This is a genomic window from Geodermatophilus marinus (genome assembly GCF_003428645.1).
GTDB lineage: Bacteria > Actinomycetota > Actinomycetes > Mycobacteriales > Geodermatophilaceae > Geodermatophilus.
In genome coordinates this window covers 199,240-215,610 of the sequence record NZ_QVQH01000003.1, presented here as the reverse complement: position 1 = coordinate 215,610, position 16,371 = coordinate 199,240, and the positions used below count along the sequence as shown (strand labels likewise).

Annotated in this window: 11 protein-coding genes; 2 read left to right on the top strand and 9 right to left on the bottom strand. The window is 75.0% G+C overall.

Annotation, left to right across the window (positions count from 1 at the left end):
• Positions 1–115: 115 nt before the first annotated feature.
• From D0Z06_RS05065 to lspA, 6 genes are all read right to left on the bottom strand, one after another.
• The gene (locus D0Z06_RS05065) at positions 116–808 is read right to left on the bottom strand and encodes a DUF2567 domain-containing protein (protein ID WP_158579885.1); all 693 of its coding nucleotides are present in this window, start codon (positions 806–808) and stop codon (positions 116–118) included.
• 145 nt (positions 809–953) lie between these two features.
• Complete coding sequence (dnaE, locus tag D0Z06_RS05060; RefSeq protein WP_199522134.1) at positions 954–4,520, bottom strand: DNA polymerase III subunit alpha; 3,567 nt, start codon at positions 4,518–4,520, stop codon at positions 954–956.
• Positions 4,521–4,769: 249 nt separating this feature from the next.
• Positions 4,770–5,201, bottom strand: coding sequence for a GNAT family N-acetyltransferase (locus D0Z06_RS05055; protein ID WP_117376281.1), 432 nt, complete (start codon positions 5,199–5,201; stop codon positions 4,770–4,772).
• The gene (locus D0Z06_RS05050; RefSeq protein WP_117376280.1) at positions 5,198–5,986 is read right to left on the bottom strand and encodes a CPBP family intramembrane glutamic endopeptidase; all 789 of its coding nucleotides are present in this window, start codon (positions 5,984–5,986) and stop codon (positions 5,198–5,200) included. Before D0Z06_RS05050 ends, D0Z06_RS05055 begins: the two co-directional genes overlap by 4 nt.
• Positions 5,987–5,994: 8 nt before the next feature.
• Positions 5,995–6,942 carry an RluA family pseudouridine synthase gene (locus D0Z06_RS05045; RefSeq protein WP_117376279.1) on the bottom strand — a complete coding sequence of 316 codons (948 nt, stop codon included), beginning with the start codon at positions 6,940–6,942 and terminating at the stop codon, positions 5,995–5,997.
• Positions 6,943–7,067: 125 nt separating this feature from the next.
• Positions 7,068–7,694, bottom strand: a complete 627-nt coding sequence (gene lspA, locus D0Z06_RS05040) for a signal peptidase II (RefSeq protein ID WP_117376278.1) — start codon at positions 7,692–7,694, stop codon at positions 7,068–7,070.
• A gap of 187 nt (positions 7,695–7,881) precedes the next feature.
• On the opposite strand from lspA, the gene mqo reads away from it, so the two are divergent.
• A complete protein-coding gene (gene mqo / locus D0Z06_RS05035; RefSeq protein ID WP_117376277.1) occupies positions 7,882–9,372 on the top strand; it encodes a malate dehydrogenase (quinone) in 1,491 nt (496 codons plus the stop codon).
• A gap of 42 nt (positions 9,373–9,414) precedes the next feature.
• On the opposite strand, the gene D0Z06_RS05030 is transcribed toward mqo, so the two are convergent.
• On the bottom strand, positions 9,415–10,524 hold the full coding sequence (locus D0Z06_RS05030; RefSeq protein WP_117376276.1) for an ABC transporter ATP-binding protein: 1,110 nt from the start codon (positions 10,522–10,524) through the stop codon (positions 9,415–9,417).
• A 151-nt stretch (positions 10,525–10,675) separates the two neighbouring features.
• On the bottom strand, positions 10,676–12,187 hold the full coding sequence (locus D0Z06_RS05025) for a potassium/proton antiporter (protein WP_117376275.1): 1,512 nt from the start codon (positions 12,185–12,187) through the stop codon (positions 10,676–10,678).
• A gap of 115 nt (positions 12,188–12,302) precedes the next feature.
• Here D0Z06_RS05025 and ileS point away from each other — a divergent pair, with 115 nt between their 5' ends.
• Positions 12,303–15,521 carry an isoleucine--tRNA ligase gene (ileS, locus tag D0Z06_RS05020; protein WP_233517454.1) on the top strand — a complete coding sequence of 1,073 codons (3,219 nt, stop codon included), beginning with the start codon at positions 12,303–12,305 and terminating at the stop codon, positions 15,519–15,521.
• A 42-nt stretch (positions 15,522–15,563) separates the two neighbouring features.
• Here the strand turns inward: ileS and D0Z06_RS05015 are convergent, their stop codons facing one another.
• Positions 15,564–16,151 (bottom strand): hypothetical protein, encoded by a 588-nt coding sequence (locus D0Z06_RS05015; RefSeq protein ID WP_117376274.1) that lies wholly within the window; start codon positions 16,149–16,151, stop codon positions 15,564–15,566.
• Positions 16,152–16,371 lie beyond the last annotated feature (220 nt).

Genomic DNA, 16,371 nt, shown 5'->3' with positions numbered 1-16,371 from the left:
GCCCGCGGGGCGGGCGGGCGGGCGGGGCGGGACCCTGCAGGAGGGCCGCCGCCCCCCCCCCCCCCCCCCCCCCCGCACGCTCGGCGCGGGACCCTGCAGCGGGGCCGCCGTCCTCCTACCCGCCGGCCGGCTCGTGGCTGGGCGCTGCGGAGCTCCTGCCCGGGACCGGGTCGACCCCACCGGGTGGCGGGCCGCCGGCCGAGGGAGCGGGCCGGACCGGGTCGGGCCGGTCGAGGTCCTCGGCCGGGGAGAGGAGCGCGGCGACCACGTAGGCCAGGACGGCGGCGAAGGGCCCCACCGCCAGTGCCGGCAGCGAGGCCAGGTCGAGGCCGGTCGTGAACCGCCCGCCGACCTCGGCGACCTGCTCCGGCGTGGGGCCGGGCGCCAGCAGCTCCCCCAGCTGCCAGGCGACCAGCGCGGCGAGCAGCGTGCCGACCGACAGACCGAGCAGCGTGCCCACGCCGCGGCGGGACCGCCACCACCACGCGCCCGCGCCGGACAGCAGCCCGAGGCCCGCCAGCAGGAGGGTGAACACGGCGTCGGCGGCCACCAGCAGCTCGGCGGAGGGCCGGCCGACGACCACCGGGCCGTCGGCGGTCACGTCGAAGCGGGCCTGCGGGGTCAGCACCACCCAGAGGACGCCGGCCGGCACCCCCGCCAGGGTCAGCGCGGTGGCCAGCAGCAGGGCGGGGCGCCGGTCGGCCCGCAGCTCCGCGGTGCCCGGCCAGCGCCGGCCGCCGTGCCCGCGGGCACGCCGGGGCACGCGCCCGGGCCGGCCGTCGCCGACCGGGACGGGAGGAGGGGTCACCGGACCAGTGAACCCCGGCGGGCCCGGGACGCGCCGGGCCGCCCCTCCTCCGCGACCCACCGGCGGGGCCTGGCTCGGCCCGGGGAGGCGGCCGCCCCGGGCCTCACGGCCGCACCCCGGGCAGGGCGGCCCACAGCAGGGCGGCTCACAGCAGGGCCACGCTGGTAGGCCCCAGCAGGGCCTTGATGTCGCCCATGAGGGCGGTGCTCGGACGGACCCGGAGGCCCTGGTCGAGGCGGAGCACCGTCTCCCGGCTCCCGTTGACGAGCTTGAGCTGCACCTCGGTCGTCCCCGGGTGGCTGCCGAGCACCTCGCGCAGCCGCTCGACCACCGGGGGCGTGCAGCGGGCCGCGGCCATCGACACCAGCACCGGGCCGCGCGGCCCCTCGGTGAGCTCGGGGATGGTGACCTCGGACCCGAACAGCGAGGGCTGGTCGTCGCGGCGGCTGATCCGGCCCTTGACCACGACGATCTGGTCGCGGACCACCTTCTCCGACACCTCGGCCCAGGTCTTGGGGAAGAAGAGGACCTCGATGCCGGACTCGAGGTCCTCGAGGGTGGCGATCGCCCAGGGCGCACCCTGCTTGTTGGTCCGCGGCTGCACCGAGGTCAGGATGCCGGCGATGGTGACGTTCGCGCCGTCCTCGACCCCACCGGCGTTGATCTCCGCGATGGGGGTGTCGGCGTTGGCCGCGAGCACGTGCTCGACCCCGTGCAGCGGGTGGTCGGAGACGTAGAGGCCCAGCATGTCCCGCTCGAACACCAGGCGCTCGGACTTCGACCAGTCGGCCGTGGGGATGGCGATGTCCAGCGCGCCGCCGAACGGGTCCCCCGCACCGTCGCCGTCGGCGCCGAAGCTGCCGAACAGGTCGAACTGGCCCTCGGCCTCCTTCCGCTTGAGCGCCATCGCCGAGTCGACCGCCTGCGCGTGGACGGCGACGATGCCCTGGCGGGAGTGGCCGAGGGAGTCGAACGCCCCGGCCTTGGCCAGGGACTCGATGACCTTCTTGTTGCAGGCCACCGTGTCGATCTTGCGCAGGAAGTCCGCGAAGTCCTTGAAGGCGCCCTTCTCCTCGCGGGCCCGGCGGATCGAGTCGACGACGTTGTGCCCGACGTTGCGCACCGACGCCAGGCCGAAGCGGATGTCGGTGCCGACGGCGGTGAAGTCCCAGGAGGACTCGTTGACGTCCGGCGGGAGCACCTTGATGCCCATGCGCCGGCACTCGGCCAGGTAGATGGGCCGGCGGTCCTTGTCGTCGCCGACGCTGGTGAGCAGGCCGGCCATGTACTCGGCCGGGTAGTTGGCCTTGAGGTAGGCCGTCCAGTAGGACACCAGGCCGTAGGCCGCCGAGTGCGCCTTGTTGAACGCGTAGTCGGCGAACGGGACCAGGATGTCCCACAGCGTCTTGATCGCCGCGGCGGAGTAGCCGCGCTCCTTCATGCCGGCCTCGAAGCCGACGAACTCGGCGTCCAGGACCGACTTCTTCTTCTTGCCCATCGCCCGGCGCAGCAGGTCGGCCTTGCCGAGGGAGTACCCGGCGACCTTCTGCGCGATCGCCATGACCTGCTCCTGGTAGACGATCAGGCCGTAGGTCGTGCCGAGGATGTCCTCCAGCGGCTCGGCCAGCTCCGGGTGGATCGGCGTGATCTCCTGCTGGCCGTTCTTGCGCAGCGCGTAGTTCGTGTGCGAGTTCGCGCCCATCGGGCCGGGCCGGTACAGCGCGCCGACCGCGGAGATGTCCTCGAAGTTGTCCGGCCGCATGAGCCGCAGCAGCGACCGCATCGGGCCGCCGTCGAACTGGAAGACCCCCAGGGTGTCGCCCCGGGAGAGCAGCGCGTAGGTGGCCGGGTCGGTGAGGTCCTTGCTGATCTCGTCGAGGTCGATCGGCTCCTTGCCGTTGGCCACGATGTTGCGCAGCGCGTCGTCGATGACCGTGAGGTTGCGCAGGCCCAGGAAGTCCATCTTCAGCAGGCCGAGCGTCTCGCAGGTCGGGTAGTCGAACTGCGTGATGACCGCGCCGTCGGCCTCGCGCCGCATGATCGGGATGCTGTCGATCAGCGGGTAGCGGCCGATGATCACCCCGGCCGCGTGCACGCCCCACTGCCGCTTCAGCCCCTCGAGCTTGCGGGCCTGGTCGACGACCTCGGCCGCGCCCGGGTCGGACTCGTAGCGGGCCCGGAACTCCGCGGCCTCCCTGTAGCGCGGGTGCGCCGGGTCGAAGATCCCCGACAGCGGGATGTCCTTGCCCATGACCGCCGGCGGCATGAGCTTGGTGAGCTCGTCGCCGACCGAGAACGGCCGGTCGAGCACGCGGGCGGCGTCCTTGATCGCGGCCTTGGCCTTGATCGTGCCGTACGTGACGATCTGGCTGACCCGCTCCTCGCCGTACTTCTGCGACACGTACTGGATGACCTCGCCGCGCCGGCGGTCGTCGAAGTCGATGTCGACGTCGGGCATCGAGACGCGCTCGGGATTGAGGAACCGCTCGAAGATCAGCCCGTGCGCCAGCGGGTCCAGGTCGGTGATGCCCATGGCGTAGGCGGCCAGGGAGCCCGCGGCCGAGCCACGGCCGGGGCCGACCCGGATGCCGTTGTCCTTGGCCCAGTTGATGAAGTCGGCGACCACGAGGAAGTACCCCGGGAAGCCCATCTGGGTGATGATCCCGACCTCGTAGTCGGCCTGCTTGCGCACGTGGTCGGGGATGCCGTTCGGGTAGCGCTTGTGCAGCCCCCGCTCGACCTCCTTGACGAACCAGGAGGTCTCGTCCTCCCCCGGCGGCAGCGGGAACCGGGGCATGAGGTCGGCGCCCTCGGTGAAGGACACCTCGCACATCTCGGCGACCAGCAGGGTGTTGTCGCAGGCGGCGCGCAGGTCCCCCGGGAACAGCGCGCGCATCTCCTCGGCGCTCTTGAGGTAGTAGCCGTTCCCGTTGAACCGGAAGCGGTTGGTCTCGCCCAGCCGCGACCCGGTCTGGATGCACAGCAGCGCGTCGTGCGCCTCGGCGTCCTCCTTGCGCGTGTAGTGCAGGTCGTTGGTCGCCAGCAGCGGGATGCCGAGGTCCTTCGCGATCGCCAGCAGCTGCGGGCGCGTCTTCTGCTCGATGGCCAGCCCGTGGTCCATCAGCTCGGCGAAGAAGTTCTCCTTGCCGAAGATGTCCTGGAAGTCCGCGGCGGCCTGGCGGGCCTTGTCCTCCTTGCCCGCCCGCAGCCACATGTTCACCTCGCCCGAGGGGCAGCCGGTGGTGGCGATGAGACCCGTGCCGTAGCGCTCGAGCAGGTCGCGGTCGAAGCGCGGCTTGCGGTACTGCCCCTCCAGGCTGGCCAGCGAGGAGATGCGGAACAGGTTGTGCATGCCCTCGGTGGTGCGGGCCAGCAGGGTCATGTGCGTGTAGGCGGCCTTGCCGCGCGAGGAGCCGCCCTCGCCGTCCTCGTCGATGAGGTTGTCGCCGAAGTCGAACGGCGCCCGGTCGAAGCGCGACCCGGGGGTGTAGTAGCCCTCCATGCCGATGATCGGCTCGACCCCGGCACCCTTGGCCTGCTTGTAGAAGTCGTAGGCGCCGAAGACGTTGCCGTGGTCGGTCATGGCCAGCGCCGGCATCCCGTACTCGGCAGCGGCCGCGGTGACCTCGGGCAGCTTCGCCGCACCGTCGAGCATCGAGTACTCGGTGTGGACGTGCAGGTGCACGAACGAGTCGGGTGACGGGGTGCTCACGTGCTCAGGGGCTCCTCACGGGTCGTGCGTGCCCGGCCGCCGGGATCCGCGGCGGGCGACCGGCGGGGAAGACCGGCGGCGGGGTGGAGCTCGGCGCGCCGGGCCGGGCGGTCGGGGCCGCCGGAGCCGTCGCACCGGCCGCCGGGTCGACCTCGGCTCGGTGGGGTCGATCCTCGCACCCTGCGAGGTCTACCCCGGGGGACCGACAGTCCGTGTCGCCCGTGTCCGGACCGCTCCGTCACGCCCCGCTCACGGGAGGGTCCGGCGCATCGTGACGTGCGCGATACCGGCCTCCTCGTACTCGTCCCCGACGGCGGTGTAGCCGGCCCGCTCGTAGAAGCCGCGGGCGCTCACCTGGGCGTGCAGCTCGACCTCCGCCAGGCCGCGGGCGAGGGCCTGCCGGTGCAGCACGGCGAGGACGGCGGCGCCGTACCCGCGGCCGCGGGCGGCCGCGTCCACGGCCATCCGCCCCACGACGGCCACGCCGCCGCGCTCGACCAGCCGCCCGGTCGCCACGACCCGGCCCCGCTCGTCGCGGGCCAGCGCGTGCACCGCCGTGGCGTCGAGCGCGTCGCGCTCCACCTCGGCGGGGACGCCCTGCTCCTCGACGAACACGCGGGTCCGCAGCGCTGCGACCTCGGGCAGGTCGGCCCGCGTCGCCACCGCGCCGGCCGGCCTCACCGGGGCACCGCCGGCAGGGCGCGGGCCGGGACGAGCAGGAACCGCAGGTCGACCAGGACGTGCAGGAGGACCGGCAGCAGCAGCGAGCCGGTGTCGACGTAGAGCCAGGCGAACACCCCGCCGAGGACGCCGGTGGTCACCACCCCGGCGACGCCCTGGTAGGCGTGCGCCAGGCCGAAGGCGACCGCGCCGACGACCACCAGCACGGCGGCGGGCGGGCCGCCGAGGACGGCGGCGACGACGGCGAGCAGGAAGCCGCGGTAGAGCCACTCCTCGCAGATCCCGGCCGTGGTGCCGACGAGGGTGAACAGCCGCCGCTCGGCGCGCGTGCGGGGCAGCAGGGCCAGCGTGGCGTGCACCGGCGGCTCGGCGTGCCGGCCCCGGGTGGTCGGGGGGTGACCCGGCTGCTGCGCGACCGCGTCGGCCACCGCCCCCGAGCGCAGGGCCCGGGTCGACACGACCACCAGCAGCAGCACGGCCGCGCCGGCCACGGCCGCGGCCGGACCGGGCGCCGACACCGGCCAGCACAGGCCCACCGCCGCGGCGTCCACCCCCGGGGCCGCCAGCCAGACGACCAGGGCCACCAGGGCGAGCCCCCACTCGAGCACCAGCAGCCGGCGGTAGAAGGAGCGGCGGGCGCCGGGGTCGGTGCGCAGCCTGCCCTCGAAGCGGCGGTGCAGGACCGCACCGACCACCGGCTCGCCCAGCACCAGGTAGCCGGCCACGACCACCGCCGACAGGGCCGCCGGCCCGAGGTCGGCGAGGGAGCCGGGGAGGCCGTCCACCGGCGACCTCAGGCCTCGGCGCGCAGGGTGTCGAGCGCGCCGGCCAGGTCGGGTGGGTACGGGCTGGTGAACTCGACCCAGGAACCGTCGGCCGGGTGCGGCAGGCCGAGGCGGACGGCGTGCAGCCACTGCCGCGACACCCCCAGCCGGGCGGCCAGCGTCGGGTCCGCCCCGTAGGTCGTGTCGCCCACGCAGGGGTGGCGCAGCGCGGCGAAGTGGACGCGGATCTGGTGGGTGCGGCCGGTCTCGAGCCGGACGTCGACCAGGCTGGCGGCCGGGAACGCCTCGACCACCTCGTAGTGGGTCACCGAGGGCTTGCCGCCCTGGACGACGGCGAAGCGCCAGTCGTGACGGGGGTGCCGGTCGATCGGGGCGTCGATGGTGCCCCGCGAGGGGTCGGGGTGGCCCTGCACCAGCGCGGCGTACCGCTTCTCGACGGTCCGCTGCTTGAACGCCGCCTTGAGCGCGGTGTAGGCCCGCTCGCTCTTGGCCACCACCATGAGCCCGGTGGTGGCGGCGTCCAGCCGGTGCACCACCCCCTGCCGCTCGGCGGCCCCGGAGGTGGAGATGCGGTAGCCGGCCGCGGCCAGGCCGCCGACCACGGTCGGGCCCTCCCAGCCGGGGCTGGGGTGGGCGGCGACGCCGACCGGCTTGTCGACCACCACCATGTCGTCGTCGTCGTGGACGACGGTGAGCCCGGGGACCGGCTCGGGTGCCCGCGGCTCGCCCGGCGGCGGGGGCAGCTCGACCTCCAGCCAGCTGCCGCCGGTGACCCGGTCGCCCTTGCCGCGCACCCGGCCGTCGAGGAGCACCCCGCCGGCGTCGGCGAGGTCGGCGGCCGCGCCGCGGGAGAGGCCGAACAGCCGCGACAGCGCCTGGTCGACGCGCTGCCCCTCCAGCCCGTCGGGGACCGGGAGCGCCCGGTGCTGACCCGCGGTGCTGCTCACGCCCCCCATCGTGACAGAGGGAGGACCCCGCCCTCGTCACCGGAGAGGGACCCCGTCCTCCTCACGGCTCGCCCGCTCGCGGCGAGCCCCCGGGACGGGCCGGGCGGGCGGCGGCCCCCGGACGGGGCCCGGCCCTACGGGCGCGCCGGGCCGCCGTCGCCCACCTCGCGGCCACGGGCGTGCCGGGAGCCGTCGAACTCCACGCCGCGCAGCGCGAGCAGGACGCCGAGCACCCCGCCGCAGACGATGGCGGAGTCGGCGATGTTGAAGATCGGGTAGACCCGGCCGTCGGGGGCGAAGACGGACAGGAAGTCGACGACGCCACCGCGCAGGAAACCGGGGTCGCGGAAGACCCGGTCGACGAGGTTGCCCACCGCCCCGCCCAGGACCAGGCCGAGCGCCACCGCCCAGCCGGTGGAGAACAGGCGCCGCGCGGTGCGCACGATGACGACCACCACCACGGCGGCGATCAGCGTGAACACCACGGTGAAGCCCTCGGCGAAGGAGAAGGCCGCGCCGGTGTTGCGGGCATGCGTCAGGTAGAGCGCCCCGCCGAGCAGCCGGATGTTCTCGCCCCGGTCGATGGTGGCGACCACCAGCAGCTTGCTGGCCAGGTCGGCGAGGAGGACGAGCACGGCGATCGCGGCCAGCAGCCGGGTGCGGGCGCGGCGGGCGGGCGGCGTCCCGCCGGCCGGGGCGCTGCGGTCCTCGCGCGGCTCGTCCAGCGGGGCTCCTCGGGTCGTGGGGCGCGGCGGGTGCACGCGGCCTCGCCGCCGACGATAGCCGCGCGGTGCGGCGGTCGGCCCCGCGACGGGGGGGGTTCGGCCCGGCCGTGACGGCTCTCACGGCGGAGTGCGACGAATCTCACCACTCCCGGTGACATGTCCAGGCCGGCTGTGGCCGACGTTGGAGGGGAACCGTTCACCCCGCCGTCACGGAAGGCCGTACGTGTCACCCGAACCCGCGTCCTCGACCGACCCCGACGTAGTCCTCGTCGGAGGCGGGATCATGAGCGCGACCCTCGCCTCGCTCCTCGGCATCGTCGCCCCCGGGTGGAGCACCGTGGTCTTCGAGTCCGGGCCCTCGGTGGCCGGCGAGAGCAGCGGCCCCTGGAACAACGCCGGCACCGGCCACGCCGCCCTCTGCGAGCTCAACTACACCCCGGCCGCCCGGGACGGCTCGGTCGACGTCTCCAAGGCCGTCACGATCAACGAGCAGTTCCAGGTCTCGCGGCAGTTCTGGTCCCACCTGGTGCGCGCCGGCCTGACCGGCTCGCCCAAGGACTTCATCGCCCCCGTCCCGCACGTCAGCTTCGTGACCGGGGACGTCGGGCGCCGCTACATGCGCGCGCGCTGGTCGGCGATGACCGCGCGGCCGCTCTTCGAGGGCATGGAGTACACCGACGACCCGGCCGAGCTGGCCTCCTGGGTGCCGCTGATGATGGCCGGCCGCGACCCCTCCCAGACGGTGGCGGCGACCCGGTCGGCGGCCGGGACCGACGTGGACTTCGGCTCGCTGTCCCGGCTGCAGTTCGCCGCCGCCGAGGCGCGGGGGGTGCAGGTGCACACCGGCCAGCGGGTGACCGGTCTGGCCCGCCGGGACGACGGCCGGTGGGACGTCAGCGTGACCGACCGCGCCGGGGAGCGGCGCCGGCTGCGCGCCCGCTTCGTCTTCGTGGGCGCCGGCGGGGGCGCGCTCCCGCTGCTGCAGGGCTCGGGGATCCGCGAGATCCGCGGCTTCGGCGGCTTCCCGGTGAGCGGCCGGTTCCTGCGGACCCGCTCCCCCGAGCTGGTCTCGGCCCACCAGGCGAAGGTCTACGGGCAGGCCGCCGTCGGGGCGCCGCCGATGTCGGTGCCGCACCTGGACCTGCGGCTCATCGACGGCGACCACTCGCTGCTCTTCGGCCCCTACGCCGGCTTCTCCCCGCGCTTCCTCAAGGCCGGGAAGCTGTGGGACCTCCCGCTGTCGGTCAAGCCCGGCAACCTGGGCTCGATGCTGGGCGTGGCGCGCACCGAGCTGGGGCTGACGCGGTACCTGATCGGCGAGCTGCTCAAGGGCGCCGAGGCCCGGCACGCGACGCTGAGCGACTTCGTGCCCGAGGCCCGGGCCCGCGACTGGGAGCTGATCACCGCCGGGCAGCGGGTGCAGGTCATCAAGCGCGACCCGGCCACCGGCCGCGGCGTCCTGCAGTTCGGCACCGAGCTGGTCGTCGGGGCCGAGGGCACCGTCGCCGGCCTGCTCGGGGCCTCGCCCGGCGCCTCCACCGCGGTGTCGGCGATGCTCGCCGTCCTCGAGCGCTGCTTCCCCGACCGGGTCGAGGGCTGGCGCCCGGCGCTGCAGGAGGCCATCCCCTCCTACGGGCGCCGGCTCTCCGACGACCCGCGCCTGCTGGCCGAGGTCCGCGCCGAGACGACGCAGACCCTGGAGCTCAACGGCTGACCCGGCCGGGTGCCGCACCCCGGGGGTGCGGCACCCGGCCGGTCAGCGCTCGTCCGCCGTGACCCGCCGGCCGCTCTCGCTGGAGAAGACGTGGCCCTCGCCGGCCCGGATCGCCACGTGCACGGTCTCCCCCTTGGCCGGGGGCTTGCGGGGGTCGACGCGCAGGGTGAGCAGCGGGTCGACGGTCTGCCCGGTCGCGGTGGTCAGCCGGCCGTAGGCGTAGGCGTCGGAGCCGAGCTCCTCGACGACCACCACCTCGACGGGGAAGCCCTCGCCGGCGCGCACCAGCTCCACCGACTCGGGGCGGAAGCCCAGCGTCGCGGTGCGCCCGCCCGCGTCGGCCAGCGCGGCGACCGCCGAGCGCTGCAGGGGGACGGTGTGGCCGCCCAGCCGTGCCCCGCCCTCGGTCAGCTCCACGTCGACGAGGTTCATCGCCGGGGAGCCGATGAAGCCGGCGACGAAGGCGTTGGCCGGCTTGTCGTAGAGGTTGCGCGGGGTGTCGACCTGCTGGAGGAAGCCGTCCTTGAGGACGGCCACCCGGTCGCCCATCGTCATGGCCTCGACCTGGTCGTGGGTGACGTAGACGGTGGTGACGCCGAGGCGGCGCTGCAGCGCGGCGATCTCGGTGCGGGTCTGCACGCGCAGCTTGGCGTCGAGGTTGGACAGCGGCTCGTCCATCAGGAAGGCCTGCGGGGAGCGCACGATCGCCCGGCCCATCGCCACCCGCTGCCGCTGCCCGCCCGAGAGCGCCTTGGGCTTGCGGTCGAGGTAGGGCTCGAGGTCGAGGATCTTGGCCGCCTCGCGCACGCGGGTGCCGATCTCGTCCTTCTTCATGCCGGCGATCTTGAGCGCGAAGCCCATGTTGTCGGCCACGGTCATGTGCGGGTACAGCGCGTAGTTCTGGAACACCATCGCGATGTCCCGCTCCTTCGGGGGCAGGTGCGTGACGTCGCGGTCCCCGATGCGGATCGTGCCCTCGGTGACGTCCTCGAGGCCGGCGAGCATGCGCAGGGACGTCGACTTGCCGCATCCGGATGGGCCGACGAGGACCAGGAACTCGCCGTCGGCGATCTCCAGGTCCAGCGCGTTGACCGAGGGCCGGGTGGCACCCGGGTAGGTCAGCGTCGCGTGGTCGTACGTGATGGCGGCCATGGGGTCCTTCCTCGTCCCGGCACAGGTCGGGCACGACTGTGACACGCACGACCGGCCCCCGCCACGGTCCGGTGACCCATTGGGGGCCGATCCGTTACCGGCCGGGCACGGACGGGTGACCGGCCCACCCGGACGGGCTCGGTCAGCCCCATCAGTCCGCGTCGCTGGGCCGCCCGGTCTCACCGCGCCACGTCGCCAGCCGGCCGGCCCGGCTCACCGCGCGCAGCCGGCGCTCGGCCTCCGGCCGGGACTGCCGCGCCGAGACCAGCAGCGCCTGGTCCCCGCGCACGAGCCGCGTGGTGGGGCCCGGGACGAAGGCCCGCCCGTCCCGGACGACGAGCACCACCGCGGCGTCCTCGGGCAGCCGCAGCTCGGGCAGGTACACGCCGTGCAGCCGGGAACCCGGCGGCACCGTCAGCTGCATGAGCTCCGCGTCGAGCTCCTCCAGGGGGGCGGCCTCCACCTCGATGTCGCGCGGCGTGACCGGCGCGGTGATGCGCAGCAGCCGGGCGACCCACGGCAGCGACCAGCCCTGGAGCAGGGTGAAGACCACGACCAGCACGAACACCGTGTCGAAGATGCGCAGCCCGCCGTCCACGCCGGCGGCGACCGGGAAGGTCGCCAGCACGATGGGCACCGCCCCGCGCAGCCCCGCCCAGGACAGGAACGCCTGCTGCCGCAGGGGCATGCGGAACCAGACCACGCTGAGCAGCACCGACAGCGGCCGCGCCACCAGCAGCAGCGCCCCGCCCACGAGCAGCGCCGGCAGCACCGCCTCCCCCAGCCGGGACGGCGAGGCCAGCAGGCCCAGCATCACGAACAGCCCGATCTGGGCCAGCGAGGCCATGCCCTCGGCGAACCCGAGGCTGGCGGCGCGGTGCGGCAGGGTGGCGTTGCCCAGCACCAGGCCGCACAGGTAGACCGCGACGATGCCGGAGGTGGCGGCCAGCGTGGCCGCCGCGAACGCCAGCACGCACAGCGCGAGGGTGGCCAGCGGGTAGAAGCCGGCCACGGGCAGCGCCACCCGCCGCAGCAGCCAGGCACCCGCCACGCCCAGTGCCAGGCCCACCGCCGCACCGCCGACCAGCTGGACCACGACGTCGACGGCCACCCACCACCACGAGTCGGCCGCGCCGGTGGTCAGCTGGACCGAGAGCACCGTGACCAGCAGGATCACCGGAGCGTCGTTGAGACCGCTCTCGGCCTCCAGGGACGCGGCCAGCCGGCGCGGCAGCGGCAGCCGGCGCAGGGTGGCGAACACGGCGGCGGCGTCGGTGGAGCTGACCACGGCGGCCAGCAGGACGGCGAACCCCCACGACAGGTCGAGCAGCCAGACCGAGATGGCCGCCGTCACCGCGACGCTGACCGCGACGCCGACGGTCGCGAGGGTCAGCCCCGGCCCCACCGCCCGCCGCAGGTCGCCCCACCGGGTGGTGAGGCCGCCCTCGGCGAGGATGACCACGAGCGCGGCCACGCCCAGCGTCTGGGTGAGGTCGACGTCGTCGAACTCGATGCCCAGCCCGCTCTCGCCGAGCAGCAGGCCGAGGGCCAGGTAGAGCAGCAGGCCGGGCAGCCCCACGCGGTCGGCCAGCCGCAGCGCGACGGCGGCCACGAGGACGACGAGGGCACCGACGGCGAGCGCGATGGTGACCGTCGTGTTCACCTGTGCCGCCCGTCCACCTGCACAGTCTCCCGTACCGCCCGGCCCGGCCCGGGCGGCCGCCCCGGGGCCGGGCGCGCCCGCCGGCGGGTGCCGGCCGGGTGGGAGGATTCGGGGCGTGAGTTCTCCCGGCCCCTCCAGCGCAACGCCCCCGGGGCGCTTCCGCGCCCTGCCCCCCCAGGTCGACCTGCCCGCCCTCGAGCAGGAGATCCTGCGGCGGTGGGAGGCCGACAAGGTCTTCGCCCGCTCGCTCGAGGCCTCGGCCGGCCGGCCGCAGTGGAACTTCTACGAGGGCCCGCCGACCGCCAACGGCCGTCCGGGGACCCACCACATCGAGGCGCGCGCGTTCAAGGACGTGTTCCCCCGGTTCAAGACCATGCAGGGCTGGCACGTGCCCCGCCGCGCCGGCTGGGACTGCCACGGCCTGCCGGTCGAGATCGCCGTCGAGCAGGAGCTGGGCTTCGCCGGCAAGCCCGACATCGAGCGCTACGGCATCGCGGAGTTCAACGCCCGCTGCCGCGTGTCGGTGGAGCGGCACGTGGCCGACTTCTCCGACCTGACCCGGCGCATGGGCTACTGGGTCGACCTGACCACCGCCTACTGGACGATGGACCCCTCCTACGTCCAGAGCGTCTGGTGGTCGCTCAAGCAGGTCTTCGACAAGGGCCTGCTGGTCGAGGACCACCGGGTCGCGCCGTACTGCCCCCGCTGCGGCACCGGGCTGTCCGACCACGAGGTCGCCCAGGGCTACGAGTCGATCACCGACCCGTCGGTGTACGTCCGGCTGCCGGTCACCAGCGGGGAGTGGGCCGGGAAGGCCGACCTGCTCGTCTGGACGACGACGCCGTGGACGCTGCCCTCGAACACCGCGGTCGCGGCCAACCCCGACGTCACCTACCTGGTGGTCCGGACGACGCACGGCGACGAGCAGCGCACGGTCGTCGTCGCCGAGCCCCTCGTCGACGCCGTCCTCGACGCGGAGGCACCGCGTGAGGTGCTGGCCCGCACCACCGGCCGGGACTGGGAGCGGGTGCACTACCGGCGGCCGTTCGAGCTGGTCGAGTTCCCCGAGGGGCAGGACACCCACTTCGTCGTCCTGGCCGACTACGTGACCACCGACGACGGGACGGGGCTGGTCCACCAGTCCCCCGCGTTCGGCGCCGACGACCTCGCCGTCTGCCGGGCCTACGGCCTGCCGGTGGTCAACCCGGTCGACGCGACCGGCCACTTCCTGCCCGAGATCCCGCTGGTCGGCAGGCACTTCTTCAAGGCCGCCGACCCCGCGCTGGTGGAGGACCTGCAGGCCCGGGGCCTGCTGTGGCGCGAGCAGCGCTACGAGCACAGCTACCCGCACTGCTGGCGCTGCCACACGCCGCTGATGTACTACGCGCTGCCCTCCTGGTACATCCGCACCTCGGCGGTGAAGGACCAGCTGCTGGCCGAGAACGAGCGCACGACGTGGTACCCGCAGACCATCCAGTGGGGCCGCTACGGCGACTGGCTGCGCAACAACGTCGACTGGGCGCTGTCCCGCGACCGCTACTGGGGCACGCCCCTGCCGATCTGGCGCAACGACGCCGACCCGTCGAAGGTCGTCGCGGTGGGCTCCCTGGCCGAGCTCTCGGAGCTGGCCGGGCGGGACGTCTCCTCGATCGACCCGCACCGCCCGTTCATCGACGAGGTCACCTTCACCCTGCCCGGCGAGGAGGGCACCTACCGGCGGGTGCCGCAGGTCATCGACGCCTGGTACGACTCGGGCTCGATGCCGTTCGCCCAGTGGGGGGCGCCCTACCGCGACCAGGCGGAGTTCGAGGCGGCCTACCCGGCGCAGTTCATCTGCGAGGCGATCGACCAGACCCGGGGGTGGTTCTACTCGCTGATGGCGGTCGGCACCCTGGTGTTCGGGCGCAGCTCGTACGAGAACGTGCTCTGCCTGGGCCACATCCTGGCCGAGGACGGCCGGAAGATGAGCAAGCACCTGGGCAACATCCTCGAGCCGATCCCGCTGATGGACCGGCACGGCGCCGACGCCGTCCGCTGGTTCATGCTGGCCGGCGGGTCGCCCTGGTCGGCGCGCCGGGTGGGGCACGAGACGCTCTCCGAGGTGGTCCGCAAGGTCCTGCTCACCTACTGGAACACCGCCAGCTTCTTCACCCTCTACGCCGAGACCAACCGGTGGGGCGGGCCGGGGGCGGACGTGCCGGCCCGGGCCGACCGGCCGCTGCTGGACCGCTGGGCGCTGGCCGAGCTGGCCGCGGTCACCGAGGGCGTCACCGCGGCGCTCGAGGACTTCGACACCGCCGGGGCCGGCCGGCTGCTGGCCGGGTTCGTCGACGACCTGTCCAACTGGTACGTGCGCCGCTCCCGGCGGCGGTTCTGGGACGGCGACCCGGCGGCGCTGGCCACGCTGCACGAGGTGCTCGACGGGCTGACCCGCATGATGGCGCCCTTCACCCCGTTCGTGACCGAGGAGGTCTGGGCCCGCGCGGTCGTGCCGGGCCTGACCGCGGCCGGGGTCGGGGAGGTGCCCGACTCGGTGCACCTGGCGTCCTGGCCGGCCGTCGACGAGGGCGCTCGCGACCCGCGCCTGGTCGAGCAGGTCGACCTGGTGCGGCGGCTGGTCGAGCTGGGCCGCTCGGCCCGGACCTCGGCGAAGGTGCGCACCCGGCAGCCCCTGGCCCGCGCGCTGGTCGCGGCACCGGGCTGGGCCGGGCTGCCGCGCGACCTCGTGGCCGAGGTGGCCGACGAGCTCAACGTGGCCGAGGTGCTGGACCTCTCCGCGGTCGAGGCCGAGCTGGTCGACGTCCGGGTGAAGGTCGACTTCCGGGCGGTGGGCCGGCGGCTCGGCGGGCAGGTGCAGGCCGTCGCCCGGGCGGTGGCGGCGGCCGACCCGGCCGAGCTGGTGGCCGCCTACCGGGCGGGCACGGCGAGCGTCGAGGTCGACGGCGCGCCGGTGCCCCTGGCCGAGGGCGACCTGGTGGTCACCGAGACCCCGCGGGAGGGCTGGACCGTGGCCAGCGGCGCCGGGCTCACGGTGGCGCTGGACCTGGAGCTGACGCCCGAGCTGGAGCGGGCCGGGCTGGTCCGCGAGGCGGTCCGGCTGGTGCAGGAGGCGCGGAAGGCGGCGGGGCTGGCCGTCAGCGACCGCATCGAGCTGTGGTGGGCCACCGACGGGTCCCCCGCGGCCGCCCGCGTCGCCGAGGCGCTGTCCGAGCACGCCGAGCAGGTCGCGGCCGAGGTCCTCGCCGTCCGGGTGCACGCGGGGACGCCGGGCGACGGTGAGCCGGTCACGGGTCCCGGGGGCACCCGGTTCTGGCTGGCCCGGGCCACCGGCTGAGCCCGGGCGGGTCCGGCCGGGTCAGCCGCCGGTCCGGCCGGATCAGCCCCGGCCGGGCCCGCGGCGGCTCCGCGCCGCCAGCGAGGAGACCGGCCGGCACACGGCGCAGGGGGTGAGCCCCTCGTCGCGGGCGTCGGCCAGGGCCCGGCCCTCGGAGGGACGCCCCTCCGCGTGCGGGCACCCCGCCAGGTGGTAGCGCGGCTCCCCGGGCACCACCCGGACCTCCTCACGGCTGTCCATGACCGCCAGCAGGTCGGTGAACTCGGCGTCCTCCTCCGGCGGCACCGGCCCGGACGCCGCCGGCCGGGCCGGCGTGGACGCCCCTCCGGTGCGCTCGGGCGGCGGGGGCGGCGGGCGGTCGGCCGGCCGCATCCGCCGCGGCGCGTCCGGCCCCCCGGCCGTCGGCTCGGTGCCGCGGCGGGCGGCGTCCCGGTCGGCCTCCCGGGTGGCCTCCCGGGTGGCCTCCCGGGTGGCCTCTCGGGTGGCACGGCGCCCGACGAGCACGAGCAGGACGCCGGCGAGCGCGGCCGCGGCCGCGGCGGACCAGAAGAGGACGGCGGTGCCGGTCACCAGCCCCGCGACGAACAGCCCGAGACCGGCCAGGACGAGGACGACGGCGGCCGGGAACACCCGGCGACCCTATCCCCGCCGCCCGCCCGGGGCCGGTCCCGGCCGGCGGCGCGCCCGGTCTCCCCCGACCGGGTGGTGCACGGCCGTGTGACGGGCGTGCTTCATAACGGTTCCATCGCAGGTCACCCGCACAGCCGTCGCGCACGGTTATCGTCCGGCCACCCTGGCGGTCACCGCGGACCCCGCGTGGCCGCCCTCTGCGCACCTGGTGCGCATGCAC